At 72.1% G+C, this 16,109-nt stretch carries 13 protein-coding genes, 2 pseudogenes and 1 riboswitch; of the genes and pseudogenes, 7 read left to right on the forward strand and 8 right to left on the reverse strand.

Annotation, left to right across the window (positions count from 1 at the left end; genetic code table 11):
* Together MA879_RS10155 and MA879_RS10160 are read left to right on the forward strand one after the other, a co-directional pair.
* Window positions 1-743, forward strand: a pseudogene (locus tag MA879_RS10155) (hypothetical protein); the annotation flags it as partial.
* 130 nt (window positions 744-873) lie between these two features.
* Window positions 874-1,362, forward strand: coding sequence for a hypothetical protein (locus MA879_RS10160; protein WP_248125947.1), 489 nt, complete (start codon window positions 874-876; stop codon window positions 1,360-1,362).
* A 267-nt stretch (window positions 1,363-1,629) separates the two neighbouring features.
* On the opposite strand, the gene MA879_RS10165 is transcribed toward MA879_RS10160, so the two are convergent.
* Both MA879_RS10165 and MA879_RS10170 read right to left on the reverse strand, forming a co-directional pair.
* Window positions 1,630-2,826 carry a sensor histidine kinase gene (locus MA879_RS10165; RefSeq protein ID WP_248125950.1) on the reverse strand — a complete coding sequence of 399 codons (1,197 nt, stop codon included), beginning with the start codon at window positions 2,824-2,826 and terminating at the stop codon, window positions 1,630-1,632.
* Between the two features lie 53 nt (window positions 2,827-2,879).
* Complete coding sequence (locus MA879_RS10170) at window positions 2,880-3,101, reverse strand: hypothetical protein (RefSeq protein ID WP_248125952.1); 222 nt, start codon at window positions 3,099-3,101, stop codon at window positions 2,880-2,882.
* Between the two features lie 110 nt (window positions 3,102-3,211).
* On the opposite strand from MA879_RS10170, the gene MA879_RS10175 reads away from it, so the two are divergent.
* Complete coding sequence (locus MA879_RS10175) at window positions 3,212-3,916, forward strand: response regulator (protein WP_248125955.1); 705 nt, start codon at window positions 3,212-3,214, stop codon at window positions 3,914-3,916.
* 32 nt (window positions 3,917-3,948) lie between these two features.
* Here MA879_RS10175 and MA879_RS10180 read toward each other — a convergent pair whose 3' ends face one another.
* The 4 genes from MA879_RS10180 to MA879_RS10195 all read right to left on the reverse strand — a co-directional run bounded on the left by MA879_RS10180 (window position 3,949) and on the right by MA879_RS10195 (window position 10,868).
* Window positions 3,949-4,797 carry a thermonuclease family protein gene (locus tag MA879_RS10180; protein WP_248125958.1) on the reverse strand — a complete coding sequence of 283 codons (849 nt, stop codon included), beginning with the start codon at window positions 4,795-4,797 and terminating at the stop codon, window positions 3,949-3,951.
* 146 nt (window positions 4,798-4,943) lie between these two features.
* Entirely contained in the window at window positions 4,944-6,110 is a 1,167-nt protein-coding gene (gcvT, locus tag MA879_RS10185) for a glycine cleavage system aminomethyltransferase GcvT (protein WP_248125961.1), read from the reverse strand.
* A 12-nt stretch (window positions 6,111-6,122) separates the two neighbouring features.
* Window positions 6,123-9,098 (reverse strand): aminomethyl-transferring glycine dehydrogenase, encoded by a 2,976-nt coding sequence (gcvP, locus tag MA879_RS10190; protein WP_248125964.1) that lies wholly within the window; start codon window positions 9,096-9,098, stop codon window positions 6,123-6,125.
* A 161-nt stretch (window positions 9,099-9,259) separates the two neighbouring features.
* Window positions 9,260-9,376, reverse strand: a riboswitch (glycine riboswitch).
* Between the two features lie 220 nt (window positions 9,377-9,596).
* Window positions 9,597-10,868, reverse strand: coding sequence for an Nramp family divalent metal transporter (locus MA879_RS10195; protein ID WP_248125967.1), 1,272 nt, complete (start codon window positions 10,866-10,868; stop codon window positions 9,597-9,599).
* A 199-nt stretch (window positions 10,869-11,067) separates the two neighbouring features.
* Here MA879_RS10195 and MA879_RS10200 point away from each other — a divergent pair, with 199 nt between their 5' ends.
* Window positions 11,068-11,439 carry an ectoine synthase gene (locus MA879_RS10200; RefSeq protein ID WP_248125970.1) on the forward strand — a complete coding sequence of 124 codons (372 nt, stop codon included), beginning with the start codon at window positions 11,068-11,070 and terminating at the stop codon, window positions 11,437-11,439.
* A gap of 85 nt (window positions 11,440-11,524) precedes the next feature.
* Here the strand turns inward: MA879_RS10200 and MA879_RS10205 are convergent, their stop codons facing one another.
* A complete protein-coding gene (locus tag MA879_RS10205; protein ID WP_248125973.1) occupies window positions 11,525-12,700 on the reverse strand; it encodes an acyl-CoA dehydrogenase family protein in 1,176 nt (391 codons plus the stop codon).
* A gap of 155 nt (window positions 12,701-12,855) precedes the next feature.
* Between MA879_RS10205 and MA879_RS10210 the strand changes: the two are divergent.
* Both MA879_RS10210 and MA879_RS10215 read left to right on the forward strand, forming a co-directional pair.
* Window positions 12,856-13,050, forward strand: a pseudogene (locus tag MA879_RS10210) (AMP-binding protein); the annotation flags it as partial.
* 10 nt (window positions 13,051-13,060) lie between these two features.
* The gene (locus MA879_RS10215) at window positions 13,061-13,582 is read left to right on the forward strand and encodes a MarR family winged helix-turn-helix transcriptional regulator (RefSeq protein WP_248125976.1); all 522 of its coding nucleotides are present in this window, start codon (window positions 13,061-13,063) and stop codon (window positions 13,580-13,582) included.
* Between the two features lie 75 nt (window positions 13,583-13,657).
* Here MA879_RS10215 and MA879_RS10220 read toward each other — a convergent pair whose 3' ends face one another.
* Window positions 13,658-14,431 carry an SDR family NAD(P)-dependent oxidoreductase gene (locus MA879_RS10220; protein ID WP_248126030.1) on the reverse strand — a complete coding sequence of 258 codons (774 nt, stop codon included), beginning with the start codon at window positions 14,429-14,431 and terminating at the stop codon, window positions 13,658-13,660.
* Window positions 14,432-14,603: 172 nt separating this feature from the next.
* Here MA879_RS10220 and MA879_RS10225 point away from each other — a divergent pair, with 172 nt between their 5' ends.
* A complete protein-coding gene (locus tag MA879_RS10225) occupies window positions 14,604-16,106 on the forward strand; it encodes a CoA-acylating methylmalonate-semialdehyde dehydrogenase (RefSeq protein ID WP_248125979.1) in 1,503 nt (500 codons plus the stop codon).
* Window positions 16,107-16,109: the final 3 nt, after the last annotated feature.

The following is a 16,109-nucleotide window of genomic DNA, read 5'->3' on the forward strand; positions in this document are numbered from 1 at the left end:
GCTGCGCGCGGCTCGCGGCGCGCCGCCCGACCCGCGGCCGCGCCCGTCTCGTCACCGCCGGCCTCGGGCTGGCCGGCGGGGCGGCGGTCGCCGGCATCTCCCTCGCCGCCGCGCCGGTGAACCGCCGCGTGGACGCCTGGCTGGTGCGCGGTCTGAAGGCCGTGGGCGTGCCACGGCCCCGGTGGGCCGTGGCCGGGCTGACCTGCGCGGCGGTCCTGGCCGGCAACGCCGCCGACCGCGCGGCCCACCGTGAGGCGGCCGGGACGGCCCTGGCTCTGGCGGAGCAGGCCACCGAGGGCACGGACGGGGAGCTGGCCGTGACCGATGTCCCCGCCGACGCCCGCGCGATCCTGGAGACGATGCTGGACGCCGCCCCGGCCGGGCGGGCCGCACTGCCCGGCGGGGACGCTCTGCGCACCCAGCTCCCCCACGTCCGAGCCGCCGACCTGGGCGAGGGCGTCACCTTCACGGACTGGCTGCCGCTGGTGGTCGCCGGCGACGCCACCGTGGAGCGCGCCGTGCCCCACGACTTCACGTGGCCCGTGCGCGCCCGGTTCGAGCACGGCGGGGCGGAGTTCGAGCTGACGTTGCGCGTCCTGGACGGCGAGCTCGGCGCGCTCGCACTCGAGCCCGTGGACGAGACGCGCGACGAGTCCTGGGAGGCCCGCGCCACGCTCGAGCGCTGGCCGTCGACGGCCGAGGTCCGCCTCGCCGTCGACGGCGCCGCACGCCCCTCCGTCTGAGCCCCGTCCCGGCGCGCGCCGGACGCGGGTCCGGGGCGCTGACTACACTGGGGACGCCCCGTCGGCGGTGCGCCCGTGCGCCGCGGACCTGCGGGGCCTCCCCCGCCGTCGTCCTTCGGAGCCCTCCCCCATGACCACACCCGCCCCGGTCACCTCGACCGCCCGCGCCCGCCGGAAGGCCGCCCGCGCGGCCGCGGGGCCCCGGCCTCGGCTGCGCATGGGCCTGAACGGATTCCTCGTGGCGTGGCTGGTGCCGAACCTGCTCATGGCAGCGCTCGTCCTCGGGCTGACGCTCATGCCCTCCCTCCAGGGGCTGGGCTCGCTGACGCCGCTGCTGACGGTGGTGGGCGTGGCCGGACTGGTGATCGGCCTGCCGTTGTGCCTGCTGGTCAACTGGGCCTTCCGCCACGTGCTCAACCAGTGGGTGCACGTGCTCGCGTACGCGCTGGTGGGCATGCTGTACGGCCTCGTGGTGCTCACCCAGGGCGCCGGGGGCATCCTGCCGATGCTCATCCCCGTGATCGGCTTCCCTGCTGCGGTGCTCATGGGCCTGGGCCGGCTCGCGGCCCGGCCACTGGTCCGCCTGGAACTCCGGGACGACGACGACGTCCCCGCCTGATCGGAACCCCTCCTGCCCCTGCGCACAACGAGAGGGACGATGATCCGTGGATCACCGTCCCTCTCTCAGAGCTGACGTCCGGCGCCCGCATCCCCTCAGGCATGTATCCCGGCTCGTGAGGCTCATCATGTGCACCGTCTCATGGGGCGTCTCCCAGTCTAGGAAGCACCCTCCCGTCGCGACACTGGCCGATGGTGCAGACTCCCGGTTGTCACTGTGATGTATGACACACAAGACCCACCCGCGCTCCGGAGCTGGGGCCCCCGATCAGGACGGGCGGTGGTGGGGGACCTTCGCGCGGACCCGCCAGCCACCCGGGGCGGGACCGGCCTCGAGTCGGCCGCCGAAGGCCTCGATGCGGTCGCGCATGGAGGTGAGGCCGATCCCAGAGGAGTTGCCGCCGGCGTCCCGAGGGCCGCCCTCCGGCACGGAGTTGAGCACCTCGAGCACCACGTCCGGCCCGTCGACCGCGATGCACACGCTGCACCGCTGACCGGGTCCGGCGTGCTTGGCCACATTGGTGACGGCCTCCTGCATCACGCGGTACAGCGCGGCGCGGACGCCCAGGTTCAGGTCCAGGCTGCCGATGTCCACGCTGGCCTCGGCGTCGATCCCCGCGAGCCGCAGTTCCTCGGCCATGCGGTGCGCGCCGACGCCCAGCTGCGCGACCGTGGCGGCCTCGTCCGTCTCCCCGGTGCCGGGCGCCGGGACCGGCTCGATCACACCCTCCTGCTGCAGCACGGACAGCATCCGCCGCAGGTCCACGAGCGCCTCCCGTGCCGAGTCGCCGACCACACGCAACACGTCCTGGGCCGCCTCGGCCGTGCCGATATAGGCCGCGGCGCTCGTCTGCATGGAGATGATCGTGAGGTTGTGGGCGACGATGTCGTGGAGGTCGCGCGCCAGGATCCGGCGCTCGCGCTCTGCGGCCTCATGCGCGCGGCGCTCCGCCTCCGCTAGCCGCTGCCGATGCTGCCGACGCTGGTGGTGCATGCGGCGGGCGGCGACCCCCACGGCCGCCCCGACGGCGGTCAAGGGGACCGCGACCCACAGGACCTCCAGCTCCTCGCCCGCGGCCCAGGGGAGCAGCAGGGTCCAGGCCGACGCTGAGACGAGCGCGCCCCACGCGAACACCGCCGAACGAGCGGTGGCGAGCGCGGACCCGAGGAGCACAGGCAGCAGGAGGACCAGGAGGACCGGGTCCGCGCCCGCCACCACCAGCACCACCTGGGGCAACAGCAGCGCGAACGCCGCCGTGGTGCGCCACCACTGGGCCAGGAACGCCACCGCCATGACCAGCAGGGCGGCGGAGTCCAAGACGGACCTCTGCCCGCCCGCGCGCTGAGCGATCAGCAGATCAGACGCGGTGGACGCCACCGCCAGCACAGAACCGAGCACCAGGTAGAGGCGGCCGGCCGGGAGCGCGTCCCAGAAACCGACGGGGGCGTCGCCGTCCTCCGACAACGAGACGAGGGCCGCCGGTCCGGTCGACCGACGGCCCTGCGGGAGGGTGGAGATCAGCCGCAGAACAGGCCCCAGCGCTCGCAGAAGATGCGCTTGCTGGTGTCAGCGATGCCCGCCGGCGCGGCCTCGAGCTGGGTCGACGCGCGCTCGGCCGTCACCGGGGCGGGACCGGCGGTCGGAGCGGGGGAGGCGGCGGCGACGGGGGCGCTGACGAGGGAGACGGCGGCGAGGAGGGCGGCGGCGGAGGCGAGGCGGGTGCGATTGCGAGTGACCATGGACACAGCGTAACCCCCCGCACGACCCGCACACAGAGCCCCCTGAGGTGCGACACGGCCGGCACCTCCGTCTCCTCCCCTCGCCGGGGCGATCGGCCTACCCTTGGGTCATGTCCGAGCACCCCGGAGCCGCCACCGAGGACATCCGCGTCCTCATCGCCGACGACCAGCCCCTGATGAGCGGCGCGCTGCGCATCATGATCGACTCCACGCCCGGCCTCACCTGCGTGGGCGTCGCCGCCGACGGGGTGGAGGCCGTCGAGGTGTGTGGCGCGACGCCCACCGACGTCGTCCTGATGGACATGCAGATGCCCCGCATGGACGGCGTGGAGGCCACCCGGCGCATCGTCGAGGCCCACCCGGAGACGCGGGTGCTGGCCATCACCACGTTCTCCTCGGAGGACTACCTGGTGCCCGCCCTGCGGGCCGGCGCCGCGGGCTATCTGCTCAAGGACGCCCAGCCGGCCACCGTGCTCGGGGCGGTGCGGGCGGTCCGGCGCGGCGAGTCCGTGCTCTCCCCCGCCGTGGCGCAGAAGCTGATCGCCGCCGTCGAGACGGAGCGTCCCGCCGTCGGCGCCCTCGAGGTGCTCCCCGGCGACCCCGACGGCTCGGACCTGACCCCGCGGGAGCGCGAGGTGCTCGCCCTGCTGGCCCGGGGACGCTCCAACCCGGAGATCGCCGCGGAGCTGCACGTGTCCGAGTCCACGGTCAAGGGCAACCTCGGGCGGATCATGGACAAGCTCGAGGTCCGCGACCGCGTCCAGGTGATCATCCGGGCCGCCCAGCTCGGGCTCGTGACGCTCTCCCTGGACTGACGACCCCGGCGGCGGCGGGGCCGCGCGGTGCCTCAGCGGGCGGCGAGGGCGTTGCGGCGGGCGTTGAGGTCCTGGAGCACGCCCAAGCCCCTCTCCACCACGGGGTTCGCCGCGGCCAGGAGCTTGTCCTTGGCGGGGGCGTAGGCGAGGTCCGTGAACGTGCCGCGGGAGGCGTCCAGGCCCTGGATGCCCTGCTGCACGAGGCGCACGGAGTCCACCGCGTCCGCGTACGCCACGGCGGTGGCGTCGATCTCGGTGACGGTCTCCGCCTGGGGGGTGGTGGGCGTCTGCTCCAGGGCGGTGGTCGCCTCGTACAGCCGGTAGCCGAGGGTGCACTGCGTGTCCCGGTCGTAGAGGCCCACGCCGTTGTCATCGCTCCCCGCGGTCTGCGCCACCCGGTTGGCCTCGGCGATCTCCTCCTCGGTGTCCCTGTCCACGCCCAGGCCGGTGGGGGCCGCCATGCCCTCCTCGGCCATGGCGACGTTGACATCGTCCCCGCCGATCTCGAAGACGGCCGACTCCTGGCCCTCGGGGGCGCCCTCCTTGCTCGTGACCACGCGCACGGTGGCGCCCTGCGGCAGGCGGTCCCGCAGCCACACGTAGGCCTCCTCGCCCATGCAGTGCTCCGGGCCCACCCGGTAGCCCTCGGGGTTGCGGATGGCCGAGCGCACGCCCGCCATGCTGAGGGTCCGCTCCTGGCCGTCCGCGTTGACCACCACCGTGTTCCCGTCCACCACGGTGACCACCTGGACGGTGCGGCGCTCCAGGAGCATGCCGCGCACCACGGTGAGAGCGCCGAGGGTCAGCAGGAGCGCCGCCACGATGAGGAAGGCCACGAGGGCCTTCTTGGGCACGCGGGCCTGGGCGGCGACGTGGGTCATGGCACTTCCTCAGGACGGACGGCGGGGGACGGCGGCGGGCGGCGCCCGTCGGGGGACGGCGAGGCCCGGAGCCCGAGTCTAGCGAAGGGCTCCGGGCCTGCCGCCCGGCGCCAGCGTCGGAGGGGATCCCCTCCGGCGCCGCGAGGTCAGCGCTCGCGCCGGTAGAACGGCAGCGCGACCACCGTGAACGGCTCGCCCTTGCCGCGCAGGTCCACCTGGAGGAGGGTGCCCTCGGCGGCGACGTCCCGGCGCACGCGCGCCATGGCGACCGGGTGGCCGAGGGTCGGGCTCGGCGCGCCCGAGGTGACCTCCCCCACGGGGTTCCCGTCGGCGTCGAGCACGGGGTAGCCGTGCCGGGCCGCGCGGCGGCCCTCCCCCCGCAGGCCCACGAGGACCTCCTCCACGTCATCCCTGCCCACGAGCGCGTCCTTGCCGATGAAGTCGACCTCCTTGGACGCGGGCACCGCGAAGCTCACGCCCGAGGCGTGCGGCTGGTGCGCGGTGTCCAGCTCGTTCCCGTACAGCGGCATGCCTGCCTCGAGGCGGAGCGAGTCTCGCGCGGCCAGGCCGCAGAGGGTCAGCTCGATCCCGGCAGTCTCCGCCGCGCGCACGACGGCGGTCCACACGGCCGAGCCGCGGTCCCCCGCCTCCGCGGCTGAGGAGGCCGGCAGGAACAGCTCGAAGCCGTCCTCGCCGGTATAGCCCGTGCGGGCCACGACGGCGGTGACGTCGCCGGCGTCCGTGGGGACCGTCAGCGTGAGGTGGCCGTAGTACTTCAGCTCGGCAAGCTGCACAGCCGCCTGCGGCATGAGCTGCGCCAGCACCGTCTCGGAGCGGGGGCCCTGCACGGCCACGAGGGACGTGCGGGAGGACTCGTCCTCCACGGCGGCGTCCCAGCCGGAGGCGCGCTGCGTCAGCGCGGTGACGACGGCGGCGATGTTGCCCGCATTCGGCACCACCATGAACTCCTGCTCCCCGCCCTCGGCGCCCTCGTCCATCCGGTAGACGATCAGGTCGTCCAGGACGGTGCCGGCGTCGGTCAGGCAGAGTGCGTACTTGGCCCGGCCCGGCTGGAGGGTGGACAGGGTGCTGGACAGCGCGTGGTCCAGCATCGCGCCGGACTGCGGACCGGACACCCGGACCTCACCCATGTGGGAGAGATCGAAGACGCCCGCGGACTCGCGCACCGCGCGGTGCTCGGCGAGCTCCGAGCCGTACTTCAGGGGCATGTTCCAGCCGCCGAAGTCGGTGAAGGTGGCGCCGGCGGCCTCGTGGACGGGGTGCAGCGGGGAGTTGCGTGCGGAATCGGACATCACGGGTTCCTCTCAGTGGCTGGTCGAGGCGGTCGCGGACGCCGGGATGGGCTCCGGGTCCGCGGGGGCCTCGGCCGCGGCCTGCTCGAAGGCCTCCGGCGGCGGGCAGGAGCAGATCAGGTTGCGGTCGCCGTACGCGCCGTCGATGCGGCCCACCGGCGGGAGGTACTTGTCCTCCAGGAGGGAGGGCATCGGGTACAGCGCCACCTGCTGCGTGTACGCACGGTCCCACGTGCCGGTCACGACGGAGGCCAGGGTGTGCGGCGCGCGGCGCAGTACGGAGTCCTCCACGGTCTCCGGGGTGATGGCGGTGATCTCGCCGTGGATGGAGATCATGGCCTCGATGAACCGCTCGATCTCTCCGAGGTCCTCGGACTCGGTGGGCTCCACCATGAGCGTGCCGGCCACCGGGAACGCCAGGGTCGGGGCGTGGAACCCGTAGTCGATCAGCCGCTTGCACACGTCCTCGGCGGTGACGCCGTGCTTCGCGGTCAGCTCGCGCAGGTCGAGGATGCACTCGTGCGCCACGAGGCCGTCGTTGCCCGAGTACAGCGTGGGGTAGTGGTCCCGGAGCCGGCGCGCGATGTAGTTCGCGCTGACCAGCGCCTGCGCGGTGGCCTCGCGGAGGCCCTCGCCGCCCATCATGGCGATGTACGCCCAGGAGATGGGCAGCACGCCCGCCGAGCCGTGCGGCGCGGCGGTGACGAGGTTCTCGTGGGAGGGCAGGAACGGCACCAGGTGCTCGCCCACCGCCACCGGGCCGACGCCGGGGCCGCCGCCGCCGTGCGGGATGCAGAAGGTCTTGTGGAGGTTCAGGTGGGACACGTCGCCGCCGAATCGGCCCGGCTGGGCCAGGCCCACGAGGGCGTTCAGGTTGGCGCCGTCGATGTACACCTGGCCGCCCGCGGCGTGGACCTTGTCGCACACCTCGCGCACGTCGGCGTCGAACACCCCGTGCGTGGACGGGTAGGTGATCATGATCGCCGCGACCCGGCCCTCGTTGGCCGCGATCTTGGCATCGAGGTCCTCCGCGGAGATCGTGCCGTCCTCGGCGGTGGCCACGACCACGACCTTGAGGCCGGCCAGGACGGCCGAGGCCGCGTTGGTGCCGTGGGCCGAGGCGGGGATCAGGCAGACGTCGCGCGCGTCGTCGCCGTTGGCCAGATGGTACTGACGGATGGCCCAGAGGCCCGCGAACTCGCCCTGGGAGCCGGCGTTCGGCGCCACGGAGACGCCCGCGTAGCCGGTGATCTCCGCGAGACGCTCCTCGAGGTCCCTGATGAGGAAGCGCCAGCCCTCGGTCTGGTGGTCCGGGGCGAAGGGGTGGATGGAGCAGAACTCCGGCCACGAGATGGACTCCATCTCCGTGGTGGCGTTGAGCTTCATGGTGCACGAACCCAGCGGAATCATGGTGCGGTCCAGCGCGAGGTCGCGGTTCGCCAGCTTCGTGACGTAGCGCAGCATCTGCGTCTCGGAGCGGTGGGTGTTGAACACCGGGTGGGTCAGGTACTCGGAGGTGCGGCGCTGGCCCTCGGGGATCGCCGGGGTGGCCACGGCGCCCTCGTGGGCGGGGGCGGGCAGCGCGCTCGCGTCCACGCCGAACGCGGCGAGGACCGCGGTGAGGTCCTCGTCCACCGTGGTCTCGTCGCAGGCCACGCGCACGGTGTCCGCATCCACGAGGCGCAGGTTCACGCCGTTCTCCTCGGCGGCGCGCACGATCTCCTCGGCGCGGCCCGGGACCTCGAGCGTGAGCGTGTCGAAGTACGCCGCGTGCACCACGGTGACGCCGCCGTCCGCGAGCGCCGTCGCCAGGCGGTGGGCCTGGGTGTGGGCGTGGCAGGCGATCGCGGCGATGCCCTGGGGGCCGTGGTACACCGCGTACATGGAGGCGACGATCGCCAGCAGCGCCTGGGCGGTGCAGATGTTGGACGTGGCCTTCTCGCGGCGGATGTGCTGCTCGCGGGTCTGCAGGGCCAAGCGGTAGGCGGGGCGTCCGGCGTCGTCGTGGGAGACGCCCACGAGGCGGCCCGGGAGCTGGCGCTGGATGCCCTCCTTGACCGCCATGAAGGCGGCGTGGGGGCCGCCGAAGAACAGCGGGACGCCGAAGCGCTGGGAGGAGCCGATCGCGATGTCCGCGCCCTGCTCGCCGGGGGGCGTGATCAGGGCGAGCGAGAGGATGTCCGCCGCGACCGTGACGAGGGCGCCGGCCTCCTTGGCGGCGGCGATCGCGACGGCGTGGTCACGGATCCGGCCGGAGTCGCCCGGCTGCTGCAGGACGATCCCGCACAGGCCCTTGGCCTCGACGTCGGCGCGGACGTCCTCGGGGATGCCCGCGGACAGGTCCGCGACGCGCACGTCCAAGCCCACGGCCTCGGCGCGCATCAGCGCGACGGAGCGGGTCTGCGGGAACAGGTCCGCATCCAGCAGGGTGATGCCGTCCGCCTTCTTGCGGTTGGCGCGGTGCATCAGGAGCACGGCCTCCGCGGCGGCGGACGCCTCGTCCAGGAGGGAGGCGTTGGCGATGGGCAGCGCCGTCAGGTCCTGGACCATCTGCTGGTAGTTCAGGAGGGCCTCGAGACGGCCCTGGGAGATCTCCGGCTGGTAGGGCGTGTAGGCCGTGTACCAGGCGGGGTTCTCGAGGACCTTCCGCAGGATCACGCCGGGGGTCACAGTGTCCGAGAAGCCCTGGCCGATCATCTGGGTCTTCACGACGTTGCGGTCCGCGATCTCTCGCAGCTGCTCGAGGGCGGCGGCCTCCGTGAGCGGGGCCGGCAGATCGAGGGGCTTCGGCTGGCGGATGCCGGCGGGGACGGCGGTGTCCACGAGGGCCTCGAGCGAGTCGTAGCCCAGGGTCTGCAGCATGTGCTCGACGTCCGCGGGGCGCGGGCCGATGTGGCGGGCCACGAAGGGGGCCGAGGCGGTGTCCTTGGGCTCGACGCGCTCGTGGGGCAGCGCGGTCGTGCTCTCGGTGGTCTGGGGGCTGGTCACGGGGTACCTCCGGGGGATCCTGCCGTGGTCACGGCGTGGGTCTGCTCCTCCCCGCTCTGTCATGGACCTGAGAGTTTCCGACGCCCGGGCGGGCGGCTTGCACCGTCGGTGGTCTCGGTCCGGACGCGGGCGCGGCGGAGTGAGACGCTTTCCAGAGCGCCTGACCCCACGCGGTACGGATGCCTGAGAGATTCCCGGGGAGGGTTTGCTCCTTCGGCGGCCTGCTCACGCGGCCGGCCGGGGCAGGACGCGCGCCGACGCTCTCCCGCGCGGGGCATGCGGCGTGCCGCCAGTATCCCACACGTGTAGGCCGCGTCACAGTACGGCCGGGAGGGGCCGGGCCCGGCGCGTGTCGAGGGCTTTCGTTGATGAAACGGCGGCGTGTCAAAGCGCTTTCGTTCAAGAAACGGGTGACGGGAGGAATAGCTCAGTCGCATGCCGTCGGCTCACGACAGTCGGTAAGGGACGTCATTCGGCGGCGCGCGTCATCGCCGGGCCTCAATCCCACAGCCCGGCAAGCCCGCCCAGCTGGTAAACCGCGAGCCCGATGACGACAAGACAGACAAGCCCTCCCAGGGCGTTGGCCAGTGGGCCGTTCCGATGCGAGCCCATCAGCCGACGACTGTTCATCACGATCATCAGGAATACGGCCACGATGGGCAGGAGAAGCCCGTTCGCCGCCTGTGCGATGACGATGACCTCCGTGGGATTCGTTCCCGTCAGGGCAATAACGGCACCGACCGCAAGGACTGCGCCCCACACGATGCGAGCAGGGACGCTGCGCAGATCGGTGTCCTGGCCCAGTGTGCCGGCAATCGCGTACGCCGCGCCGAGCGGGCCAGCTACGGCGGACGTGAACCCGGCCGCGAACATGCCCGCCGCGAACACCCAGCCAGCCGCGTCCCCGAGGAGGGGTTCCAGGGCGGACGCGAGGTCCCGACCGGTCTCGGCCTGCATGCCCTTGACGTACATCCCACCGAACGCCGTCGCCATTACGGCCAGAGTGATTACACCTCCGACGGAGATCGACACCGCCGTGTCCGTCCTCGCCGCTCGGAGAGATTCCCGCGAATCCAGACCCGACCCCCATTTCTCCTGCACCAAACTCGCGTGCAGGAAGAGGTTGTAAGGGACCACGGTGGTCCCGATCAGTGCGACCGCCAGTAACGCCGTGCCGGGTGGCAGCCGGGGAATGAACATGCCCATCAAGAGGTCGCCGATCGGAGGCTGAACTAGGACAGCAGTGACGATGAACAGCAGCCCCAATAACCCGACCATGACGGTCAGCACCCGCTCGATCAGTTTGTAGCTGCCTGTCCAGAGCAGAACGCCGATCGTGAGGACGATCCCGATGACGACCACGGGCTGGCTGAGTCCGGTCACACTAGTCAAGGCGAGGGCGGTGCCGACTGTGTCACCACCGGCGTAGGACGCCCCTCCGATGCCGATCGCCGCGACGACGAGGATCGCCATGACAAGTCGTGCCGGCACCGAGGAGAACACCTCGCGCAGAGCGTGTCCCAGACTCATGCGGGTCGCGAGGCCCAGCCGTCCCGACATCTCCTGCAAGACGATGGTGGCCAAAATTGAGAAGACGACAGCCCAGGCCAGGACGAATCCCTGCTCGGCACCGGTAACGATGGAGGTTGTGATGGTCCCCGGCCCGATGAAGGACGCGGCGATGATTAGCCCCGGACCGAAACGACTAGGCCTCTCGTCTTGGGGCAACACCTCATTGGAGAACCGGCCATCCCTCGCCTGCGTTGCCATCGCGTCTCCTCCATCTCCGGGCCGCATGGGTCAAGATGAAGCGTATGCCAGGTGTGCTACACATCATAGTGGATCTGGACTATTTCATCCCATATGAGCCCTCACGTGTTGCCCCTCACAGTCTGAGACGGGCATCCCTACGATGGAGCCAGGGCTACGGCCCTTTGCCCGACCCGCAGAGCTCGCCGAAAGGAACGCCATGTACACCCGCAGCCGGAACGACGTCGAGAAGGTCGAGTGGGGCGGAGGCACCTCCGAACGCCTCCTCACCGCGAAGGACGAGATGGGCTTCGCCGTCGCCCACACGATCGTGCGCGCCGGCACGTCGTCCAAGCTGCAGTACCGCAACCACCAGGAGGCCTGCTACTGCATCGCGGGCAACGGCTCCGTGGTGGAGCCGGACGGCACCGTCCACGAGATCACGCCGGGCGTCATCTACGTGTTGCCGAACCACGAGCCGCACGACCTGCGCGGAGGCACCGAGGACATGCACCTCGTCTCCATCTTCAACCCCGCGATCACCGGGAATGAGAAGCACACCCTCTCCGAGGACGGGTACTCCAGCTACTGACGAGCAGGGCGGCCATGGTGATCCTTCCACTCGCGGAACCGGATTCATGGCCGGTCCCACCCCGGGAGCAAGGGTCCAGCTCGGCTCAGACGAACGCCGAGACCCCCGTCAACGCCCGGCCCACGAGCAATGCGTTGATGCCGTAGGTGCCCTCGTAGGTGTGGATCGCCTCGACGTCGCCCATGAAGCGCGCCATCTCGTGGCCGACCAGGATGCCGTTGCCGCCCATGGCGTCTCGCGCGACGGCGGCGGACTCCCGCGCCAGACGCGTGGACGTGGCCTTGGCCGCGGCCGCGTGGACCATCTCCAGCGTGCCGTCCTCCTGCAGCCGCTGGATCTGCATCATCAGGCCGGTGCTGGCGGCCAGGTTGCCGGCCACTGAAGCGATCGCCGCCTGCACCAGCTGGAACCTCGCCAGGGGCCGGCCGAACTGGGTGCGGCGGAGCGAGTAGTCCCGCAGCACGCGCAGGATGCCCTGCTGCACCCCCACGCCCTGCCAGCCCACCCAGGCCCGCGAGTCCCGCAGCATCTCACGCGTCGCGTCGAAGGAACCGGCCCCGGGCAGCAGGCCGTCGGGGCCCAGGCGGACGTCGTCGAACACGAGGTCCGCGTTCTGCATGATCCGCAGGCCGAGCTTGCCCGTGATCTTGGTGGCGGAGAAGCCCGGCGCGTCCGTGGGCACCAGGAAGCACTTGACCTCCCCGTCGGAGGTGTCGCGTGCCCATACGAGGGCGACGGCGGCCACCGTCCCCGCGCCGATCCAGCGCTTGGCGCCGCGGAGGACCCAGCCACCGCCGTCGGGGGTGGCGGTGGTCTCCACGCCGCCGGCGACGTCCGAGCCGTGGTCCGGCTCCGTGAGGCAGAACGCGCCGAGCGCCTCGAACCGGCGCAGGGCGGGGACCCAGCGGTCCTTCTGCTCCTGCGTGCCGAAGCGCTCGATGGTCCCGATGTTCAGCTCGTTGTGGATGCCCACGAGCGCGGACAGGGAGAGGTCCACCCGGGCGATGGCCACGTGCACGAGGCTCTGGAACAGGCGCGAGGCGCCGAGGAAGTCGAGCTCGCCGAGCCCCGCGTCCGCGAGGCCGGGCAGCAGCTCCATCGGCAGGGTCTCCGTGTTCCATGGCTCGGCCAGGTGGGGGCGGACGTGCTCCTCGAGGTGCGCCTCGATCTCCGCGAGCCGCACCTGCTCTTCCGGGCGGAGGAGGGAGCGCAGGTCGAACAGGTCCACGTCCGGCAGTGACGTCTCCGGCGAGGGGGTCATGACGACGGCTCCTTGGGCGGGGATTCGGCAGGGGCGGGACGGGCGGCACGTCGACCGCCGCGCCGGGAAGGTCTCTTTACCGATTATAGGACTTCCATGTACATGGCCGAGTGTCCCACATCACACCCCGGCGCACCATCGAGCACCCGCTCCCCCAGCTGCCCCCGTACAAGCGGATCCGCCGCTTCGCGTTCCTGGAGCTGCCCAAGACGATCTCGGGCAAGATCCGTCGGGTGGAGCTGCGCCGGGCGGAGGAGTCCCGCTCGGAGACCGGCCAGGCACCCGAGGGCTTCGGCACGGAGTTCCGCGAGGAGGAGCTGGACCTGAAGCGGTGGGGTGACGCCCCGTAGGATGGCGGGAATGAGCCCCCGTCAGCCCCTGCCCAAGGACCCCATCGCGGACGCCCGGGGGCACTGGGAGCGCCACGGCTGGGAGGCGGAGGCCGCGCCGATGGCGGCGGTCACCGCGATCATGCGCGTCCAGCAGATCCTGCTGGCGCGCACGCAGGCGGTCCTCAAGCCGTTCGGCCTGACCTTCGCCCGCTACGAGCTGCTCACGCTCCTGAGCTTCTCCCGGGAGAAGCGCCTGCTGATGTCCAAGGCGAGCGCCCTGCTGCAGGTGCACCCCACCTCCGTGACCAACGCGGTGGACCGCCTCGAGGCGGCCGGCCTCGTGGAGCGCCAGCCGCATGAGACGGACCGCCGGGCCCTGGTCCTGGCCCTCACGCCGGAGGGTCGGCGCGTGGCCACAGAGGCCACCGCCGCCCTCAACGCGGAGGTGTTCGTCCGCACCGGCTTCACCGACGACGACGTCGAGCGCCTCAACGAGATCCTCACCCGCTTCCGGGCCCGCTCCGGCGACTTCGAGGCCGACGGGGCCTGAACGTCCGACGCACCGGTCCCCTCGCAGGACGACGGGTCCGCCCTGAGGGGCGGAGCCGTCGTCCTGCCGTACCGGTCAGCGCGGCTCGAGGCGCACGGCGCCGTCGAGGCGGATGACCTCGCCGTTGAGGTACGGGTTGGCGACGATCTGCTCCACGAGCAGCGCGTAGTCGTCCGGACGGCCCAGGCGCGCCGGGTGCGGCGTCTTGGTGGCCAGCGATTCGCGGGCCGCGTCCGGCAAGCCGGCCATCATGGGGGTCTCCATGAGCCCGGGCGCGATGGTCACCACGCGGATCGCGGACTTCGCGAGCTCGCGGGCGGCCGGCAGGGTGAGCGCCACCACGCCGCCCTTGGAGGCGGAGTAGGCGATCTGGCCGATCTGCCCGTCGAACGCGGCCACGGACGCGGTGTTGATGATCACGCCACGGTCCTCGCCCCACAGGTCCTGCTCCTTCATGGCGGCGGCGGCATGCGCCATGAAGGACACGGTGCCGACCACGTTGATCGCCAGCACGCGGGTCAGGGTCTCGGCGGACAGCGGACCCTCGCGGCCCACGAGCTTGCCGGGGGTGGCCACGCCCGCGCAGTTGACGAGCACGCGCAGCGGACCGGCCTCGAGCGCGGCCGCCACCGCCTCCTCGGCGGCCTCCTCCCGGGTCACGTCCCCGGTGATGAACCGGGCGCGGTCCCCGAGGGCGGCCACGGCGTCGGCCCGCAGGCTCTCCCCCTCGCGGTCCGGCAGGTCCACCACCACGACGGCGGCCCCCGCCTCCGCGAGGCGCCGCGCGGTGGCGTTCCCCAGACCGGAGGCCCCTCCGGTGACGATGGCACTGGCCCCCTGCAGGTCCATCGACTCACGACGTGCCATGGGTATCCCCTTCCCCGCCGGGAATCCTCCGGCAGCAGATAGTTGCATGTCCTATGTTGTGCGCCTACGTTAACTGAACAGAGACGCAGATCACATCCCCGGGTCGCCTGCGGCCCGGGTCGGCTCCGACCGCCCCGCTCGACGAGGAGGCGCCATGTCCCAGCAGACCATCCCCCACTTCATCCACGGCGAGCGCACGGCGGGCGACGGCGCGCGCACCGCCGACGTCTTCGAGCCGGCCACGGGTCGAGTGCAGGCACGGGTGGCCCTGGCCTCTCCCGGGGAGGTGACGCGGGCGGTGGACTCAGCGGAGCGCGCCTTCGGCGAATGGTCCGCGCTCAACGCGCAGCGCCGCGGCCGCATCCTCCTGACGTGGGTCGATCTGATCAACGAACACCTGGCCGAGCTCGCCACCCTGCTCTCGAAGGAGCACGGCAAGACGTTCCCGGACGCCAAGGGCGACGTGCAGCGCGGCGTCGAGGTGGTGGAGTTCGCCGCGGGCGCCCCGCACCTGCTCAAGGGCGAGTTCACCACCTCCGCCGGCACCGGGATCGACGTGCACTCCCTGCGCCAGCCGCTCGGCGTCGTCGCCGGCATCACCCCGTTCAACTTCCCGGCCATGATCCCGCTGTGGAAGGCGGGCATCGCCCTGGCCGCGGGCAACACCGTCGTACTCAAGCCCTCCGAGCGGGACCCCTCCGTGCCGGTGCGCCTGGCCGAGCTCGCCCTCGAGGCGGGCATGCCCCCCGGCACCCTGAACGTGGTCCACGGGGACAAGACCGCCGTGAGCGCGCTGATCGACGACCCCCGCGTGCAGGCCGTGGGCTTCGTGGGCTCCACCCCGATCGCCCGCTCCATCTATGAGCACGCCGCCCGCCGCGGCATCCGCGCCCAGTGCTTCGGCGGAGCGAAGAACCACGCGGTGATCATGCTGGACGCGGACCTGGAGATGGCGGCGGACGCCCTGATCGGTGCCGCGTTCGGCTCCGCCGGCGAGCGCTGCATGGCCATCTCCGTGGCGGTGCCCGTGGGCGAGGAGACCGCCGACCGCCTCGTGGCGCTGCTGCGCGAGCGCATGGCCGACCTCACCGTGGGCCCCTCGCTCGAGGAGTCCTCCGACTTCGGTCCCGTCGTCTCCCAGGACGCGAAGGAGCGGATCGAGGGCCTCATCCAGGCGGGCGTGGACGAGGGCGCGGAGCTGGTGGTCGACGGCCGCGGGGTGCAGGTGCCCGGGCACGAGGACGGCTTCTACGTGGGCGCCACCCTGTTCGACCGCGTCACCCCGGACATGCGGATCCACCGCGAGGAGATCTTCGGCCCCGTGCTGTGTGTGGTCCGCGCGGAGGACTACGAGGCCGCCCTGGCCCTGCCGAACGACCACGAGTACGGCAACGGCGTCGCGATCTTCACCCGCGACGGGGACACGGCCCGCGACTTCACCGCCCGGGTGCAGTGCGGCATGGTCGGCGTCAACGTGCCGATCCCCGTGCCGATCGCCTACTACACGTTCGGCGGCTGGAAGGCGTCCGGCTTCGGCGACCTCAACCAGCATGGCACGGACGGCCTGAAGTTCTACACGAAGACCAAGACCGTCACCACTCGCTGGCCCTCCGGGGCGCGCGAGGGCGCCAGCTTCGTGATGCCCGCCGGCTCCTGACCC

The sequence above is a fragment of the Micrococcus lacusdianchii genome, from assembly GCF_023155805.1.
GTDB lineage: Bacteria > Actinomycetota > Actinomycetes > Actinomycetales > Micrococcaceae > Micrococcus > Micrococcus lacusdianchii.